Below are 16,435 nucleotides of genomic sequence, written 5' to 3'. Positions count from 1 at the left end.
TTTTTTACAGCCTCAGCTATGTTATTAAAAAGTATCTCAAGTCCATTTTTACCAAAATGTTCATAGACATTATCATCAACTGCGATCCTAGGAAAAACATCAAACTCTTTTGGTATTCTGACCTCAGTAATCTCTTGATTGCTAAATCCATTATATATTTTACGTAAAATAAGATTCTCATTTATAACGTTGGTTTTTACTCTTCTAGCATCAGCAGGACAAGAGAATAAAATAGCCCCCACTATGAATAAAATAATCCCCTTGGTCTTTAGATTTCCCATATTTTGTACCAACTCCCCTCTTTATAAAGTATGCCATATAGTTAAGAAGATTACAAATTGAAGGCTATAATTTACAAAATTACGTTCTAATAGACAGTATTTACCGTTATTTACACACTCATTAGATAAAAATGTCTTAAATAGGTAAGTAGTCCCACCCTGAGGTAAAAGAGGTTGGATACACCCCTTTGCCGTTCTTGGAACTGCTTCTATGTCCTAGCACAGGCACAAACCAAGGCATAACCAGAATTTCGGGTTAAAGCGGAGAGAAACTAGTCTAATTGCTTGCGGTGCAATGCTTTTCTACCTACAGCCGTTTAGTATTAATTTTACAATAGGCTTGTCTTTTTGCGAAGGGTTGTTTCTGTAGTACCGTCTTATCATATCCAACATTTCCTGGTTTTCATCATCGTCGCGATATGTTCTCTTCATATAATCATAATTTGTCCAGAAAAGAGCGTCTATTACACCGTACATATAAATATCGTTTTCATATGCCCATTCATCACCTTCCCAGTCATCGGTTTCATAGTCAAAGGTTTTTCCGTTCATGTACCCGTCTGTATAAACGTCGTCATATTCATCTGCATGGGAAAAAGTTACCCAACTGAAAATAATTGTAAGCAGCAAGACAACTGTTATCTTCTTCAAGGCACCCTCCTTTTTTATTAACGTGCTTTTTCTTGTTTTTTCTTTTTTGCTTCGTTTTTTGAGTTTTTTGCTTTGTTTGTTTGCTTGTTGTGTTTGTTCTTATCTTTCTGGCCTTTATCGCCCATTGGTAATTCTCCTTTTATTAATATGTTAGTTTTTTACAGATTAAACTGCTCTTTTATTTTGGGGCGAGTAAAATAAAACAAGACGATACAATTAAAAATAATCCATGGAACCTCTGGTAATAATGGTTTCTTCAAGACGATGCTATTGGTTACATTAGTCAGTATATCAGCCGTTGCAAGCAACATAAATAACTTTGGCCCCCAATCTTGAAGTTTCAAAATACCAATACCAGCAACAAAAGCACATATTCCAAAGAACATGTATGCTAAACAGATAGGTATTTCGTGCAACGAAACCGTCCAAAATTCTTGATGCATCTTATCAATATTTATATTTGCTAATATTTTAATTGAAAACTGACTCTCTGGAATAAGAAATGCTACTGTAAATAGCACCATAAAGATTGTAGTTACAACACCGAAAAGCAATAAGAAGATAGGAAATATTATTGTTCCAACGGATCTTTTCTTTTTCATAACAATAAAAGCAGTTTACTGCTAAATGTTTAGGGTTGTCAAGAATAGATAGTTATTCTAAAAAGGCTTATGAATGCGTAAGTCTCTATAAAATATTTGTAGATCAGGCAAAGCTTTTTCAAGGAGTATTCTGTGTCCTCCAACCATGGGTTCAAATAATCTGTATTGTTTTATTAACCTATCTCTTAAATCTTCTAATCCCAACTCATCGGCTATTATTATCTGATAGATAATTCCTAAAGGAGAAACGTCTTCTTGAGATTCAATATACCTAAAGGCGGCCTCTATCCTTGTTTTTACATATTCTTTATGGGATTCAGGTGCTATATATTGAGCTACTCTGTCTGCAATAAGTTCAATTAAAACAGCAGGAGCGCTTAAATAGGAGTTTGTTATAAAAGCTGGATCTCCCAATTCATCCCAATATTCATTGAACACAAACTGTACTCCAAATATATAAGGGTTTCTTATGCCTGCAGGAAACCAATTCAGGAGAGCATTAGCCCCCAGAGGTAGAAATGATAAAGGGATATGTCCTATTTCATGAGCAAGTACGCCCTCTATCTGTTGCCTGAAAGTATCTGGTCTGTTCTCTAAGATCCAGATGATCTCAGCAAGATTAACTTCAAGCATTGGGTTTTTACCATCTCCTGACAGATCTTTTATTCTAATGTTGTAATCTATCGTTTTATAATTATCTTTTCTGACATCATCTTTTGTTATATCAAGCTGTTCCCAGCCTTCTCCGCTTGCAGGTTCTTCGAAATACATGAGAACCCCTGAGAAGTTAATATCTTCTCCCAGCCTCTCTCGGGCTGTTTTTTCAACTTCAAGAAGTATATTGTAGAATTCACCTATTAAGTCAACTCCTCTACCTGCACTTTTAAGACTTTGCAGTAGTGCTGTTAATTTTTCATCAGAGAGTAAATAGCTTCGTGAAAAGTGTATCTTTGTTGTCTCTTCAATTTCCAGTAATTTTTGCCGGAGTTCACTAATTGTAGTTGGGATTTGGGGTGTTCTCCTGGCCTGAGCCTGAGGCAGAAACAAAAGACACCCCAACATAATTAAGATAGTTCTTTTGGCTAGGATATCTATCATGTCTAAAATGATATCCCTTTAGCTTTTAACAGCTCTATAAAATCCATAATCGTATCGGCACCCCTCTTAAAATATTTTTAACGTTCATTTTAATAACGTATTACTTTACCATCTTCATCTATTTAAATAGTTCCTGTGCTTCTTCAAACATACCTATGTTTTCTAATACAGAAGCTGCTTTCATTCTAAAACCTTCTGCTAAAGATCTATTCTTTGATGCGATATATGCGTTCATTGTAATTAGGTAGCGTTTGGCTGTCTCTATCCAGGCTTTTTTCTCAAGCGCTACTTCTCCTATTTGTTTGTATAGTTCAGCTATCTTAGAATAGGATTCAGCTGCAAGGCTGTTGTACAATGCAAAATTAGCGTTGTTTTTTAGTTTTACTTTTGATGTTTTTGCAGCATGGTCATATTTTTTGACAGCACTTTGAAGCATTAACAGTGCATCTTGCATCTTATCTTTAGCTAATAAATTTTCTGCTATTTTTAAAGCACATTCTGCTGCTTTGACATTACATGATACGGATGACTCGAAATCATTTAGTTTTTGAGCTGCAAGGTATGCTGCAGAAGTATATCTTCCTAATGCTCTCTGAAAATCTTTACCAAGCTCAAGATATTCAGCACAAGTGAGGTATGTGTCAAAAAGCCATTGGAAGTCATTGCTATGTTTTGTTGTATTATTAAAAGTAATATCTATAGCTCGATCATACATTCTAACTGCTACTAAATAATTACCTGCTTGTTTAAAGTGCTCACCCAAGTCTTTGAATTCCCTTACAGATTGATCATAATAATTAACAGCATTTCTATGCTCTCCAATACGTTTGGATGTAATCGCAAGTGCACGATATGCTTCTGCTTTCCAACTATCTTTATCTAGGTTGTTTAATAAGCCACTCCAGCAGTTTTTACTGGCAAGAATAGGGTTTTCGCTAACAAGAGTGCTAAGCGCTTCTTTATCTTGACTTACAATTGCTTTTACAATAAGAGGTAGCAGCACATGTATCCCTGGAGTATCTAAGCTGCTTTTTACCCTTCTTGCGTCGGCAGAGCAGGAAAAAACAAAAATAGCCCCAGCGAGAATTAAAATATTATATTTAAAATATTTCATGTTTTGTATGTTTTCATAACATCTCTCTTATATTATCGGGTAAAACAAAATTTGGATTCAACTCCAGCGCTCTTCTGATGTCCCCTAGACCTTCATCTATCTCTTTCAATTCGTATATTTAAAAAAACCTCGTTTAAGATACGCATTGGCAGTCGGATCTAGGTTGATTGATATATCAAAATCAATAATGGCTTCTTTATGTCGCCCTAACAAAGAAAGTGTAGTAGCGCGATTATCATATGCTGCGGCATATGTAGGATCTAACCTTATTGCTTGATCAAAATCTTTCAGTCCTTGCTCAAGTAACTCATATGCTTTTTCTCCGTCTTCTTCTGCAATCTCTATCCCTGACTGCAATTTGACAAGACCACGGTTATGCCAGGCTTCGACATAATCCGGTCTTATATTTATTGCTTTTGAATAAGCATCGATTGCCTCTTCATGATAGCCTAAATCATCTTCAATATGGCCAAGATTAAAAAATGCTCTTGCGTAATAAGGATTGATAGTAACTGCTTTTAGAAAATATGCACGGGACTCTTCTAATCGTCCCAACTTAGCATATATAGCAGCAAGATTATTTAAAACAACACAAGAATTAGGGTTGAGATCTTCTGCTTCCTCGCAAAGACGTAGTTCTTCCTCAATCAATCCTACTTTACCTTTTTCATAACTACGACTAGCCAATAGTTCTGCTTTTAAGCCGTCTTTATTTATAATCTGAACTGCATTGTAAGTATCGTCAATTTTACTATCTTCTCTTAGACACCAGAGATATCCTTCTTCGTTTAAACTTTCATAATTTTTATCCCAGTCAATTAGGGGGCTAAGGTAAAACCCTATCTCAGGATTTTTATTGGTTAAATCTAAAATTATATCTCCCCTATCTGTATGTATCAGGTTTACCATATGGCCTGGCCCAAAATTTGGGACAAGAAGTAGTTCTACATCTAATCCCACGGATTTTCCTAGAACATAAACAAGTTGTGCAAATCCATAACAATTAGCTTTTCTTTTATTTAATACGTCGGATAGCTCAAACTGGTTTTCATCTACTGCCAAACCTATAAGAACTTTTATAAACATTGCTAGATGAGATGCTTTTTCTCGTGGATTCTCAACCTGACTCAATTTTGACAAATTGTACTGAAGGCTAGGAAATAAATCTATTAATTGAAGAGTCAATAATTCAGATTGAGAATAGCCAAGTTCGTTAAGAGATTGATTAATTTTTGAAATATCAAAACTTGCTTCCTCGTTATAAGTGAGTACAGTATTAATTCTCCTTGCATATACAGGATTGGATAATATCAAAGTAACAAATATTAAAATTAAAAGTATTTTTTTATTTTTCATCTTTAAAAAATATATATCTTGGATATGGCTCTTCTCCTGCCAACTGACATAATGAAACATAATCCTGATAAAGAATCTCTTTTACATTAATGCTGGCAATGCTGACCAAGTTTATATCTCCACCTAATACGCGGCTATAAAAAGTTAGCGCATATTCCCACATTGCCTCAGGGTTAATCCTTGAGAATACATCAAACATCATCAGTCCTAAAGGGTGGGCATTCCTATACCAACTTTGTTCTTTAATTAATTCAATTCTATCTTCGTCTAAACCAGGGAATAACGAAGCAAAGCATTCGTCTTTTAAAGCATCGGCATAGCTTTTTGCCATTTCTAGTGTAAATGGAACTTCGGTAAAGAAATTTGCAAATCCTTCAATCAGCAATTTATATCCCCCTGTTTCTGTAGCATAGAAAAGACCTTCTGGATCTTTTCTAGACAAGCTGAAAAACTCATCCGGTTGTAATGAAAAGGTAAGTACTTCATGTATAATGCCTCTGACAAATTCTGCATCAGAATGTTTTTGTAGCAGCTCTGAGTTTATAAAAATTTGGATATACCCTTGGTCTGGATTATGAAAAGTTGTCATAAAAGAATATGTTTTACTGAATGCCGGTTGTCTTCTTAATTGACTGAATGGGACAATATTACCTTTAATAGTCTGGGATGATATCTCGAATGTATTCCTAAGAAATTGTTCTGCTGCAGCTATTATGTCTTCTACTATTTTTTCTGTTTTTCCTCGCCATTTAATCTGAAGAATCATTTCATCAATTAAAACTTGGAATGGATTTTTAAAGTCCTCTTTAGGAGCTATTTTTTGGACTTCTAAGCCTGTGGAGAGAGTAATACTTGTTTCTTTTACTCTTCTAGCATAAGAAGTATTAGAGATAAGGATAATGGTTGTTAAAATTAAAAGAATATTTTTAATTTTAATCACTTCTTTCATCGTTTATAGTTTTTTCCATAGAGATAAAATCAATAGCCCTTGCCAAATCAAAACGACGAAAAGGTTTTGTTCTACCAGTAATTGTATATCCTGCTTTTTCATAAAAAGAGATTGTGTTAGGGAAATCGTATGCTTCCAGATAAATCTTCGTTGCTCCATTTGATATTGCTATTCTCTCAAGTTCCTCTATTATTTTTGTTCCTATGCCATTACCTTGCATCTGAGGTGCAACAAAGAATGATTTTATGTTCCAACCGTCTCTTTCTTGCTCAATAAAACCGCATCCAATTAGTTCGCCATTCTGTTCGTATAAAATACCGTAGGAGTTTTGCAATGATGTTTGAATAAATATGGGTTCACCATCTCTAAGGATTAAATCTATCTGTAGATCTAAGTATTTTCCGTCATTAGCATCCTTAATTGTCTCAGAACCTAAGTTGCTTATTTTTTGACAATCATCGAAGGTTAATCGTGCTCCTTCTAGAGGATTAATCATTCTTGCTGTTGCCTGATGAGAAGATTCTTCAAAAGGCAATCTATTGTCTATAAAATCCAAACAATATAATGCAAGCTGGGATTCTGAGTCTCTCTCTGCTGTATCTACGATGAGATGTAGATCTTTTATAGTGTCTTCTGTGCCTATTTCCGACACAGCTGAAGCTAAAAGTTCAGGATTGTCTGTAACTCCTCTTAATGAGCTTAGTTCTCTAAAAGTACTTAAGAAATGTTCGGTATTTAAAGTCTTTTTCAAGCAGTCTATAATTGCAGGCTTTAGTTCTTCCAGCAATCCTTCGCTTTGGGATAACTGAATAACAATATCTAGGGCATCAGACTTAATGGAGAAGTCTGCATCATCTAAGTAGGCTTCTGCAGTATCAATTGCTTCTTTTGCATCTATTAAATCCATATTAGAAATTAACTCTATGGCTAGTGTACGTATATAAACTGAAGGATCATTGGAGAATGATTTTAAAATTACCAAAGCCTCTTCATCTAGTAAGGAGGCTACGTTTACCAAAGCCCGTGCTCTTGTTATATCATCAGGACTATGCAGGCTTTCTACCAAATCCGGGAGGACATCTATACCTGCGATTGAATCATTTTCTAATTCAATCCAGAGCAGTATTGTAAAATCTAAATTTATAGTTTTATAAAATTCGCTGACAACCGATAAAGCTTCATCTTCTGTTTCTAAGGTAGATATTTTGGGTAAGAAATCTTTAATTTTATAAGGATTGAGTAACCAGGAGTTTCCTGTTAAAGGATTAGTTATATCGTCAGCTTCGTAGATACAGATCCCAGACCCCGCAATAACCCATTCAAATCCACCGTATGTTATGGCCATATCTACATCAACTGGAGATGGTAATGGCCAAAAATCAGAGTAATGAAGGTGTCCAAAGCTTCCAACGAGACCTGCTCTGTATATTTTATCCAAATTATCAGGTAGTTCAGCATGTGTGCCGTTACCACGGACGAGAAACCAGGTATCTATGTAAGGGATAAAGAGTATAGAGATTTCATGGTCAAGTTCTAAATCTCGAATATATTCTAAGTCTTTATTCGTAGGCATCTGCTCAAGGACAAAGAACGATTTCTCCTCTGTTTCCGGTCTCATCGATTCATGCAGGGCTTCGGTAAAAACCCACCTCTTGCTTCCAGAAAACTCTGCATACAACCTATCCTTAGCTTCGTCTATGGCTGTTTGAATCTTCTGCCAGTCAATTTCGTTTAGAAACTCTAAATTAGCAACATTATGCACTCTCCTTGCACAGGCAGGAGGAGAAAGCAAAATAGCCCCCACTATAAATAAAACAATCCCTTTAGTCTTTAGATTTACCATGTTTTGCACCAATCTCCCTCTTTATAAAGTATGCCATATAATTAGGGGGATTACAAATCGAAGGATCTAATTGCAACGTCTAGGGTTAATATTGCTCCTAAGAGGTAGTATTTACAGCCATTTAGATGTTCAGAGCGTATTTAAGAGATATCTAATTTTTTAATACACATCTTTAAGCGATATAAATCCGCTTGAATAACCTGACTTCCAGCCATGAATTTCACTTATTACCAGGTTTTCAGGTATCTCTGATAAAAAGTACTCTTCCCCTTCTGCTGGCTTGTTCTGCATGTAAAAATTACTATGACCTGCTGATCGAGTGATAAAGAGTTCATTCTGTGCTCTTGTAAGCGCTACATATAGTATTCTTCTCTCTTCCTCTTCTGAATTAATATCTCCATAGCTACGGATATGAGGGTATGTGCCTTGCTTAGCGTTTACTACAAAACAGATCGGAGCTTCCGTTCCTTTTGCGCTATGAACTGTAATCAATGAAACAGCATCACTATTTTCTAACTTCTGCACCTCTGTGCTCGTCATTGGCTCAAGTGTGAAAGCGTCAATAAAATCACTGATTGTTTCATATTTTTCAGATACAGTAATTAGTAGATCTAAATCTTGGCTACGAAAATTCCACTTGTCATATCTCTCTTTTAAAATTGGAGTAAGATGTTGAACCGCCTTATAAACACATTTCTTAGGTGTCTCTTGCTTAGATTCAACCTGTTTATATGCATAAATAGCACTATGTTTTTCTCCTATATTCTCAGATAAAACTTTTATTGCACTTATGTCAGCTTGTTCGTAAAAATTACTTATTAGTTTCTCGGATGTTCTTTCTCCAATCTTTGGCCATAGTTTAAGAAAGCGCATCCAGGCTAAATCATCCTGGTCGTTTCTTACAATTCTTAAGAGTGATAATACATCACGAACATGAGCTGATTTTGTCAGGCTTGTGCCGCCTATAAAACAATATGGTATATTTCTTTGAATAAACTCTGCTTCAATTGGTTTAGCATCTAACCCAGAACGAACTAAGACCATCACGTCTCTAAAATTAATGTCGGAATTATTTCGTTCAAGGATTTTATCAGCAATCCAGCTTGCCTCTTCTTGGGCGCTATCAAAGTCTGATAACAATGGCAAGGAATCAGAGGCTCCTCGATGAGCCTTTAATTTATTTCTATAATCTAGTGGTGATCGATTGAGTAACCAATTTGATAAATTGAGTATTTCTTGGTAACTACGGTAATTTAAAGAGAGCGGTATTGTTGTGCTGTTACTGAATATTTCATTGAATTTGTATACATGTTGAAACTCTGCACCTCTAAATTTGTAAATGGATTGAGCGGGATCACCAACGCAGAATAGCCGAACACCTTCTTCTGAAAAACATTTCAATATTTCAAACTGCAGGGGGTTTGTATCCTGCACCTCATCAACCAGCACTTCATCAAATAGCTTCGCAATAGCACTCCTTAACTGCGGTTTATTTCTTAATGATATTGTGAAGTGGTTGAGCAAATCATCGTAATCAAGATATCCCCTTAGTTCTTTTGTTTTTTGGTATTCATTAAATATTTTGCAGCATATTTCTATGAATTGTCCGCCTAAGTCAGTGTTGTTAGATAAATATTGTCTTGGATCCTGGCAGGTATTTCTGCTATATGAGTAATACCTGACTAATGCGGATGATTTTGGGAATTCCTTATTCAGCTCTTTTTCATACTTGCTTATGTATCCGCCCCGAACAATTGTCATTAAGGAGTTTTGGTCGTCAGAATCAATTATATTAAGACCTGAAACGCCAAAGCTATTTGGAGCTGTGCTTATTGTTCTTAGGCAGAACGAATGAAAAGTGCCAGCATGTATCTGATTGGATGCCGAACCAATCTCACTATTTAATCGTGCTTTTATCTCTTTTGCAGCACGATTAGTGAATACCATCATCAATATTCTTGAAGCATCAGCACCTGATTGCAGTAAGTGTATAGCTCTTGCAATGATCGTTCTAGTTTTACCGCACCCAGCTCCTGCGGTAACAAGAATATTTTTTGCTCTACCATTATATGCAGCTGCTTTTCTTTGTTGGTCGTTTAATTCCATAGGTATTATTAGTACGATTAATTAGGCGATTTGCTTTTTGTTGAGTCAGACCGTATTCTTGATCAGCTTAACTTTAATTTTATTAGTATATAATAAAATTTTGCTTATTTCACTTTATAAAAAACACTTTTTACACATCCTATTATGTTTTTTATACTCTTCCTCGGTTATCTCTTCTCCGCAGGATTCACAGGAAAACTTCCCCCTCTCTGCTTCTTCTTCCATTTTTTTTAATCTTGTGTAATAATCCTGAAACTCGTTAAGGTGAGCAAGAGCAATTTTACCAGTTATCAAGGAATCGTCATTAGTAACATTTGTTGCTGGATCGATTAAGCCATGTTCTAGCTCTATATCCATTCCCATGCGGAATTGCTCAACATCAAACTTATCCCACTTTATTCCTAATATTTCCCCAATATTTCTTGCCTCGTCAGCTGTAAATCCTTTTTTAGATTCCATTTTGTAGCCCCTTTTTTAGTGCTATAAAGTTTTAGGCACCTTAAGTGTTATCGTCTGGATCTTGTCGTAGCGTTTAATCGTTGCTTCTACATTTTGACCAACATAAGATTTAAGCAGAACCTTAAAGTCCTCGATACTTTCAGTCAATTTGAACTCTCGGTCTCCTAATGAGATGATTGTATCGCCAGATTGAAATCCAATATTCTCAGCCAGACTTGATGATCTTACGAGAAAAAGATGAAATGGATTTCGTGCGAAGTTTTGAATTCCGAAGCTAAATCCTGCTGGAAGTTCTATTACCCCAAGCCAATATTGCAACTCTATAAGTGATGAGCTTTTAAATTGATCCGATGATTCTAGTAACTGCTTTACATCAGCTACAAAATTTCCATATCCATCAGGAAAGTTGCTCATCAGTGCATCAGCTCTTGAAAATAGATCTTTTGACTGAGCTCCCCATCCTTGAGATGAACCTCGTGCTACAACAACAGCTTTAATAAAGAACTCAGTAGCTTGCAGGTAGGCTCTTAAAGCACGTGTTGTATTCTGCAATAGCCGTGCTCTTAAAGGATCTGCAGAGCGCAGCGTAGAGGTGTTAGAGAGCTCCATCTTTAACTCTTCCATATTTTTGTATATTAGCTGTGGAATACCTCGCTGGTATCCCTGGCCGTGCGTATAGTTTCCTAGCCAAGTAATTATAGTATAATGATCATGAATCTGAATTAGAGCCTCTGCGAGTTGTTTATCTATTACATCGTTTTGTTGAGCACTTGAAGATGCCTCTGATTTAAGTGTTTGCCAGACTTGTACAGGAAGAGCAGGATCAAGGCCGAGTACATAGGCCGAAGGAAGCCCTATGCTGAGCTTCTGATCATCCTGGCCCGCAATTAATCCTAATACACCTATAACTTTGCCTTTAGCATTAAGTAGAGGTCCGCCGGTATTTTCACGTGATAATAGAGAAGATAGATAGTAGATCTTTATGCCTTTAGCTACCTCTACCCTATCTATAGTGGTTTCACTGATATTAAGGTTTGGATCTTTCATGTCCCAGAAATATGCTTTGCTTCCAGCTGCTGGTTCAGCCGGATCACAGCTTAATAAGGGGCGTCCGAAGATTTTTACCTTAATCAAAGCCAGATTACGTTTGAGATCTTTATCTATAAGACCTTGCGATTCAAATTCTTCTCCATTAGGAAACCTGGCTACAACTCTTTTAGCGTTACTTACTACTTGCCAGGATGTTACTGCTACTCCATTTTCGATAGCCATAAAAGCCATTGCATTGAATGTTCGGCTGTCTTTGGTCTCTATCTTAAGAGTTATTACAGAAGGTAAGGTCTTTTTTAGCTTATCCTCCCCCCAAGAGTCTCTAGAGGCAATAAAAAGTAGAGATACAATGCATAAAAGATAGCCAATGGTTTTTATTTTTGTTTTAATCATTTGTATCTCCTTGGTGAGATCAAAAGATATCAGAAAGCCCTATAATCCAAAAATACTTTTTCTACTAACGTACTTTTTCTTGTTTTTTCTTTTTTGCTTCGTTTTTTGCGTTCTTTGCTTTGTTTGTTTGCTTGCTGTGTTTATCCTTATCTTTCTGGCCTTTATCACCCATTGTTCTTCTCCTTATTTATGTGTTAGCTTTGTCCAAACTAAATGTGCTCTCTGCTTACTTGCAACATTATACGTTGCGATACAATGATAGTCAATGTTGCATAAGAAAAACTATAACAATTAAAATACCAAAATAGACAAGTGAGAATTGCTTTTATTCCTTTCTATGCTTACGGTTTAAGACGGTTTAGTTCTTTTTCGTAGATTCGCCATTGAGGTATAAATTTATCCATATAGGATTTGTATCGGATATCATGTCTACGTTCTAACAGATGTAATATCTCATGAACAACTATATATTCCAGGCAATATTCCGGTTTTTTAATTAATTCGAGATTAAGCCAAATGCGGTGCGCCTTGATGTTGCACGTGCCCCATCTGGTCTTCATCTGCTTGATGCCCCAGTCTTTAATCTCAACATCCATAATTTTCTGCCACTTCTCAATTAAGTCTGGGATGCTATCTTTTAATTGCTTTCGATACCACTCAGTTATAGCTTTTTTTCTATGCTCTAAATTACTTCCTTTTCTTATGTAGAGATCGATATAAGCTTCTTTGCGTAGCTCTACTTTTGGAGGAGCATTATGATTAATCACATTTAGAAGATAACGTTTCCCTTTAAAATAATGGCTTTCATGGCTTAAGTATTTAATGGGTGGCTCTATTTCTTGCTGCAAGAATTTTGCCCGATGTTTTTTTATCCATTCTAACTTTGAAATAGCAAATATTCTGATTGTTCTAAGACTCATTCTTTTAGGAGCTGATATTCTTACTCTGCCTGTAGGAGGATAAATGCTCAGGCATAGATTCTTGATGTTTTTATGAAGTACATCTATGCAAATATCACCCAGCATCATCTGTTGTGTCTTTATAGCCATTTTATTGTTTTAAGGTTTAGACGCAGATATCCGATGCCTTAGGAAAGACACAGTATGCACATATAAACTTGATCAATTGTAAAAATCTTTAAGAATTTAACTCTGTTAATCAAAGTAATCCCACATCATAATATCCCATATAGTCCTATAGAGGATATCATTGAGGTAGTTGCGAGAGATGTCGTATTTATTTCCGAATTCCCTGAATATTCTTTCACGCTCATTGTCGGTCTGAAGTTCTTCAGGTACAGAAGAAAACCTCTCATAGATTTCCTCGCCTATATCCCATTCCCAGTCAGAAATCTCTCGTTTAAAGGCTCTATCCACGATCTCATTTACCTGTTCGTAGGTTAAGTTATATTTACTTGCAATTTCTCTAGATACTTTATCCTCATTCTCTTCTGTCCAATCGTCCATGTCTAAAAATCTATCTATAAAATCATAATAGACATTAAACTCCCAATCCGAAAGCATTTGAGCATGAGAGCTGCTTGAAAATAAAAGCAGGCTCAAAAATAGAGCTGTCAAAACAATATTCCTTCTCTTCCTTAAAGTATTATTCACAGGAATAGCAAGCTTCATCGTTAAGTATTATAGCAGAAGAGATAGTGTGAGTAAAATGTTCTGATTGGCGTAAAGAAGCGTGGCTTGTGCAATGCTAAGTGTTACACAATTGGAATTTCAAAAACCGGGATGTGCCTATTTAATGATTTAAGAAGATAATACCTTGAGACCTACTAATAATTGGTTTTATTCAATAATATAGGATATAATCGGAGCTTTAAGCTCTGGGTTGGCAGGATCATTGGATTTGATGGTAAAATATTTTTCATCTTGCCCGAGATTTTTCAGCCTGCTATTGCAGGATATTGTTATCTTCGACTTCTCCCCGGAGACTATTGCCCATAAAGATAGATCCACTATGAGGTATCCACAGCAGGAGCTGATACCTTCAATTAATAACGTCTCCTCTCCACTATTAATAATAAAGAATGATTTTTCGCTTATTTCACCTCTTTTAACTTGGCCAAAATCCCAAGGAGAGTCTATTACTTCTATTGCAGGTGCATTTTGTCCATAAACATAGGTAGGCAATAGAAGTGATAACAAAATGAGCAGTATGATTTTCATATTAACTATATAAAACTAAAAACGATACTCTTAGTCGTAATCCCGCTCTAAGCTCTTATGTTTTTCTCTACTACCTTATTTCAATTATTGAAACAGGACTGCCGCTGACTTTGATAGTCTGTGCTATAGAGCTGGAGCTGCAATCGGTTTCTGAACCATCATTAATCTCAAGAATCACTCTATATGTTCCGGGTTCATCATAGATATGAGATATTTTGGCTCCCTTGGTTATAGTACCATCATCTAAATACCAGGTGTAACTAAGGGTGTCGCCATCGGCATCAAAGGATTCTGAACCATCAAACTTCTGTTCCATGCCTACGCAGCAAAGACTAGTCATATCAAGCTTTGCAACTGGCGGAGTATTTATATTGATTCTGCGAGAATCAGAAGCAGAAGAACAGGCAGATTTGCTGCCATCATCAACTGTCACTGAAACAGCATAAGAACCACCTTTCTCATAAGTATGGACTATTCTAGAAGATGCCCTCTTCTCAGTGACACCATCTCCGAAGTCCCAAGTGTAGCTAAGGATGTCACCGTCAGGATCATTAGAACCTGAAGCATTGAAATAAATCTCTTTACCTACACAGCTATCGTTAACTTCGGCAATGGTTACCGAAGGCTTGGAGTTTATATGCAGAGAAGCAGTATCCATATCGATAGAACATACTGTATTCATGTTATCATTTACGGTAAGAGTAGCCGAATATTTGCCGCCTTTTTCATAAACATGGCTAACTCTTGCTCCGGTTGCCTCATTGCCGTCACCAAAATCCCATTTATAGCTGAGTTTTTCTCCCGATTCGGCTTTAGAGGCTGAACCATCCAAACTGACAGTTTGACCGACGCATAGTATCTTGTCGTCGCCTGCAGCAGCTACGGGCGGTCTATTTAAATTTACAGTAATAGTATCTGAGGCTTTACTGCAAGAGAGACCCATGCCGTCATCTACGACAAGAGTGACCGTATAAATACCGCTGGTTTTGTAAGTGTGCTCTACTCTTTCGCCATTCAAAATGACTCCATCCCCTAGGTTCCAGGTGTAGGTAAGCGGTGTGCCGTTGGGATTTTTTGATTTAGAGCCGTCTAGAGTTACAGTATATTTCTCATCTGGAGATTTAAGACAGAGATTGACGTTGTAACCGGAGTTAGCTATAGGTGGAGTATTAACCTTCATAACTTTCTTTATACTGCTAAGATTACAGGATGTATCTGAATTATCGTCTACGGTTAGTGTTACATCGTAGCTGCCGCCCTTGTTATATATATGGCTTACCTTCTTACCATTACTGCTGGATCCGTCACCAAAATCCCAGGCATAAGTTAAATTTTCCGGATTGTCATCAAAAGTTCTACTAGCGTCAAAGTATACTGTATCTGATAAACAGACAAGCTCAGGCGAGCTGAAGCTAGCTATTGGAGGAGTATTAACTGATATCTGTTGGGAAGTTGTTGAAGTATCGCAGGGTAGCCCGGAATCATTGTTAACAGTGAGAGTTACTGTGTATTCACCGCCCTTTTCGTATGTATGAATTACAATAGGCTCTGTACTGGTAATGCCGTCACCAAAATCCCAGAGAAAATTAAGTTTTTGCTTATCGAGATCATAGGATTTAGTGGCATCAAAAGTAAATTTATTGCATTGAGTTTTTTTATCCAGAATAGGTTTTGGGGCCGGTTTTATCGGCTTTACTGGTGCCACAACCTCTCTTATCACTCTAGGAGCACCTTTTTTAAAATATATAGGTATAGGCTCTCCTTTATCGGTAATCATTCTTATTGCTGCATTTGCGTGCCTTTGAGTACCTTTTTTAATGGTATATATCATTCTGCCTCCAGTGGAGTATACCGGGACTACTGTCTGGCTCCACTCACCGCTCTCGGAACCACTTACACTATATCCTCTTTTTCTTTTATCTGAGGCAAGCTTGCTAGTACCGCCATCAAGGTCAAGGTCGTAGTTTTCAACTATTACATTCTTAGTTCCAGCTGGAATTTCGGGATAGAAAAACATCTCTTTACCTTCATGTGAGTTCAGACGAATTTTAATCTTTTCTGAGTAACTTTGGGCACTTTCAGGGGATATTCGAACTCTAAAAAGGTTTTGGTCGTTTCCGCTGATTCCGGTAGCAACAAGGCGAAAACGATAATATCCATCAATTTTTTTACCCTGATTTTTATCGTAAGGTCCGAATCGATACCATTTTCTGTCCCATTCTCGTGAGAGGTTAAGCTCAACCGAATCAAGAAGATCCTTGCCGTAAAATTCAAACCTGCAAGTAGTGTTCCATTCGTTGAGAGTGGGTTTAAAATTCACCTCATAGATAGGTTCCCGCCAGTCAAAGAAATT

At 36.6% G+C, this 16,435-nt stretch carries 14 protein-coding genes and 1 pseudogene; all 15 read right to left on the bottom strand.

The features are described from left to right. A partial coding sequence (locus P9X27_00900) for a hypothetical protein (protein MDP8252946.1) occupies window positions 1-281 on the bottom strand: 281 nt, incomplete at its 3' end. A 303-nt stretch (window positions 282-584) separates the two neighbouring features. Beyond that, window positions 585-932, bottom strand: a complete 348-nt coding sequence (locus P9X27_00895; protein MDP8252945.1) for a hypothetical protein — start codon at window positions 930-932, stop codon at window positions 585-587. A 158-nt stretch (window positions 933-1,090) separates the two neighbouring features. Further along, complete coding sequence (locus P9X27_00890; GenBank protein MDP8252944.1) at window positions 1,091-1,534, bottom strand: hypothetical protein; 444 nt, start codon at window positions 1,532-1,534, stop codon at window positions 1,091-1,093. Window positions 1,535-1,591: 57 nt separating this feature from the next. Further along, the gene (locus tag P9X27_00885; protein MDP8252943.1) at window positions 1,592-2,632 is read right to left on the bottom strand and encodes a hypothetical protein; all 1,041 of its coding nucleotides are present in this window, start codon (window positions 2,630-2,632) and stop codon (window positions 1,592-1,594) included. A 118-nt stretch (window positions 2,633-2,750) separates the two neighbouring features. Then, the gene (locus P9X27_00880) at window positions 2,751-3,746 is read right to left on the bottom strand and encodes a hypothetical protein (GenBank protein MDP8252942.1); all 996 of its coding nucleotides are present in this window, start codon (window positions 3,744-3,746) and stop codon (window positions 2,751-2,753) included. A 105-nt stretch (window positions 3,747-3,851) separates the two neighbouring features. Continuing rightward, window positions 3,852-5,102 (bottom strand): tetratricopeptide repeat protein, encoded by a 1,251-nt coding sequence (locus tag P9X27_00875; protein MDP8252941.1) that lies wholly within the window; start codon window positions 5,100-5,102, stop codon window positions 3,852-3,854. Beyond that, the gene (locus tag P9X27_00870; GenBank protein MDP8252940.1) at window positions 5,092-6,051 is read right to left on the bottom strand and encodes a hypothetical protein; all 960 of its coding nucleotides are present in this window, start codon (window positions 6,049-6,051) and stop codon (window positions 5,092-5,094) included. Before P9X27_00870 ends, P9X27_00875 begins: the two co-directional genes overlap by 11 nt. After that, window positions 6,035-7,894 carry a GNAT family N-acetyltransferase gene (locus tag P9X27_00865; GenBank protein ID MDP8252939.1) on the bottom strand — a complete coding sequence of 620 codons (1,860 nt, stop codon included), beginning with the start codon at window positions 7,892-7,894 and terminating at the stop codon, window positions 6,035-6,037. The genes P9X27_00870 and P9X27_00865 overlap by 17 nt, the downstream gene beginning before the upstream one ends. Before the next feature lie 159 nt (window positions 7,895-8,053). Continuing rightward, window positions 8,054-10,000: an ATP-dependent helicase gene (locus P9X27_00860; protein ID MDP8252938.1), complete on the bottom strand. Its 1,947-nt coding sequence runs from the start codon at window positions 9,998-10,000 to the stop codon at window positions 8,054-8,056. A 207-nt stretch (window positions 10,001-10,207) separates the two neighbouring features. Next, a pseudogene (locus P9X27_00855) lies at window positions 10,208-10,459 on the bottom strand (DUF5661 family protein). A 21-nt stretch (window positions 10,460-10,480) separates the two neighbouring features. After that, window positions 10,481-11,902: a hypothetical protein gene (locus tag P9X27_00850; GenBank protein ID MDP8252937.1), complete on the bottom strand. Its 1,422-nt coding sequence runs from the start codon at window positions 11,900-11,902 to the stop codon at window positions 10,481-10,483. 341 nt (window positions 11,903-12,243) lie between these two features. Then, on the bottom strand, window positions 12,244-12,951 hold the full coding sequence (locus tag P9X27_00845) for a SprT family zinc-dependent metalloprotease (protein ID MDP8252936.1): 708 nt from the start codon (window positions 12,949-12,951) through the stop codon (window positions 12,244-12,246). A 105-nt stretch (window positions 12,952-13,056) separates the two neighbouring features. Continuing rightward, on the bottom strand, window positions 13,057-13,533 hold the full coding sequence (locus P9X27_00840; protein ID MDP8252935.1) for a hypothetical protein: 477 nt from the start codon (window positions 13,531-13,533) through the stop codon (window positions 13,057-13,059). 168 nt (window positions 13,534-13,701) lie between these two features. Continuing rightward, complete coding sequence (locus P9X27_00835) at window positions 13,702-14,082, bottom strand: DUF1573 domain-containing protein (GenBank protein ID MDP8252934.1); 381 nt, start codon at window positions 14,080-14,082, stop codon at window positions 13,702-13,704. 70 nt (window positions 14,083-14,152) lie between these two features. After that, window positions 14,153-16,435, bottom strand: a 2,283-nt coding sequence (locus P9X27_00830; protein ID MDP8252933.1) for a PKD domain-containing protein, incomplete at its 5' end; no start/stop codon positions are given.

The organism is Candidatus Kaelpia aquatica (genome assembly GCA_030765335.1).
GTDB classification, from domain to species: Bacteria; Omnitrophota; Gorgyraeia; order Kaelpiales; family Kaelpiaceae; genus Kaelpia; species Kaelpia aquatica.
Note: the sequence above shows the minus strand (reverse complement) of the source record. Positions and strands in the feature narration are given on the sequence as shown.

Excerpts from the sequence above, each read along its gene's own strand:
- P9X27_00840 (MDP8252935.1), bottom strand. The coding sequence starts at position 13,533 with ATGAAGCTTGCTATTCCTGTGAATAATACTTTAAGGAAGAGAAGGAAT.
- P9X27_00835 (MDP8252934.1), bottom strand. The coding sequence starts at position 14,082 with ATGAAAATCATACTGCTCATTTTGTTATCACTTCTATTGCCTACCTAT.
- P9X27_00890 (MDP8252944.1), bottom strand. The coding sequence starts at position 1,534 with ATGAAAAAGAAAAGATCCGTTGGAACAATAATATTTCCTATCTTCTTA.
- P9X27_00870 (MDP8252940.1), bottom strand. The coding sequence starts at position 6,051 with ATGAAAGAAGTGATTAAAATTAAAAATATTCTTTTAATTTTAACAACC.
- P9X27_00875 (MDP8252941.1), bottom strand. The coding sequence starts at position 5,102 with ATGAAAAATAAAAAAATACTTTTAATTTTAATATTTGTTACTTTGATA.
- P9X27_00880 (MDP8252942.1), bottom strand. The coding sequence starts at position 3,746 with ATGAAATATTTTAAATATAATATTTTAATTCTCGCTGGGGCTATTTTT.
- P9X27_00850 (MDP8252937.1), bottom strand. The coding sequence starts at position 11,902 with ATGATTAAAACAAAAATAAAAACCATTGGCTATCTTTTATGCATTGTA.
- P9X27_00845 (MDP8252936.1), bottom strand. The coding sequence starts at position 12,951 with ATGGCTATAAAGACACAACAGATGATGCTGGGTGATATTTGCATAGAT.
- P9X27_00860 (MDP8252938.1), bottom strand. The coding sequence starts at position 10,000 with ATGGAATTAAACGACCAACAAAGAAAAGCAGCTGCATATAATGGTAGA.
- P9X27_00885 (MDP8252943.1), bottom strand. The coding sequence starts at position 2,632 with ATGATAGATATCCTAGCCAAAAGAACTATCTTAATTATGTTGGGGTGT.
- P9X27_00865 (MDP8252939.1), bottom strand. The coding sequence starts at position 7,894 with ATGGTAAATCTAAAGACTAAAGGGATTGTTTTATTTATAGTGGGGGCT.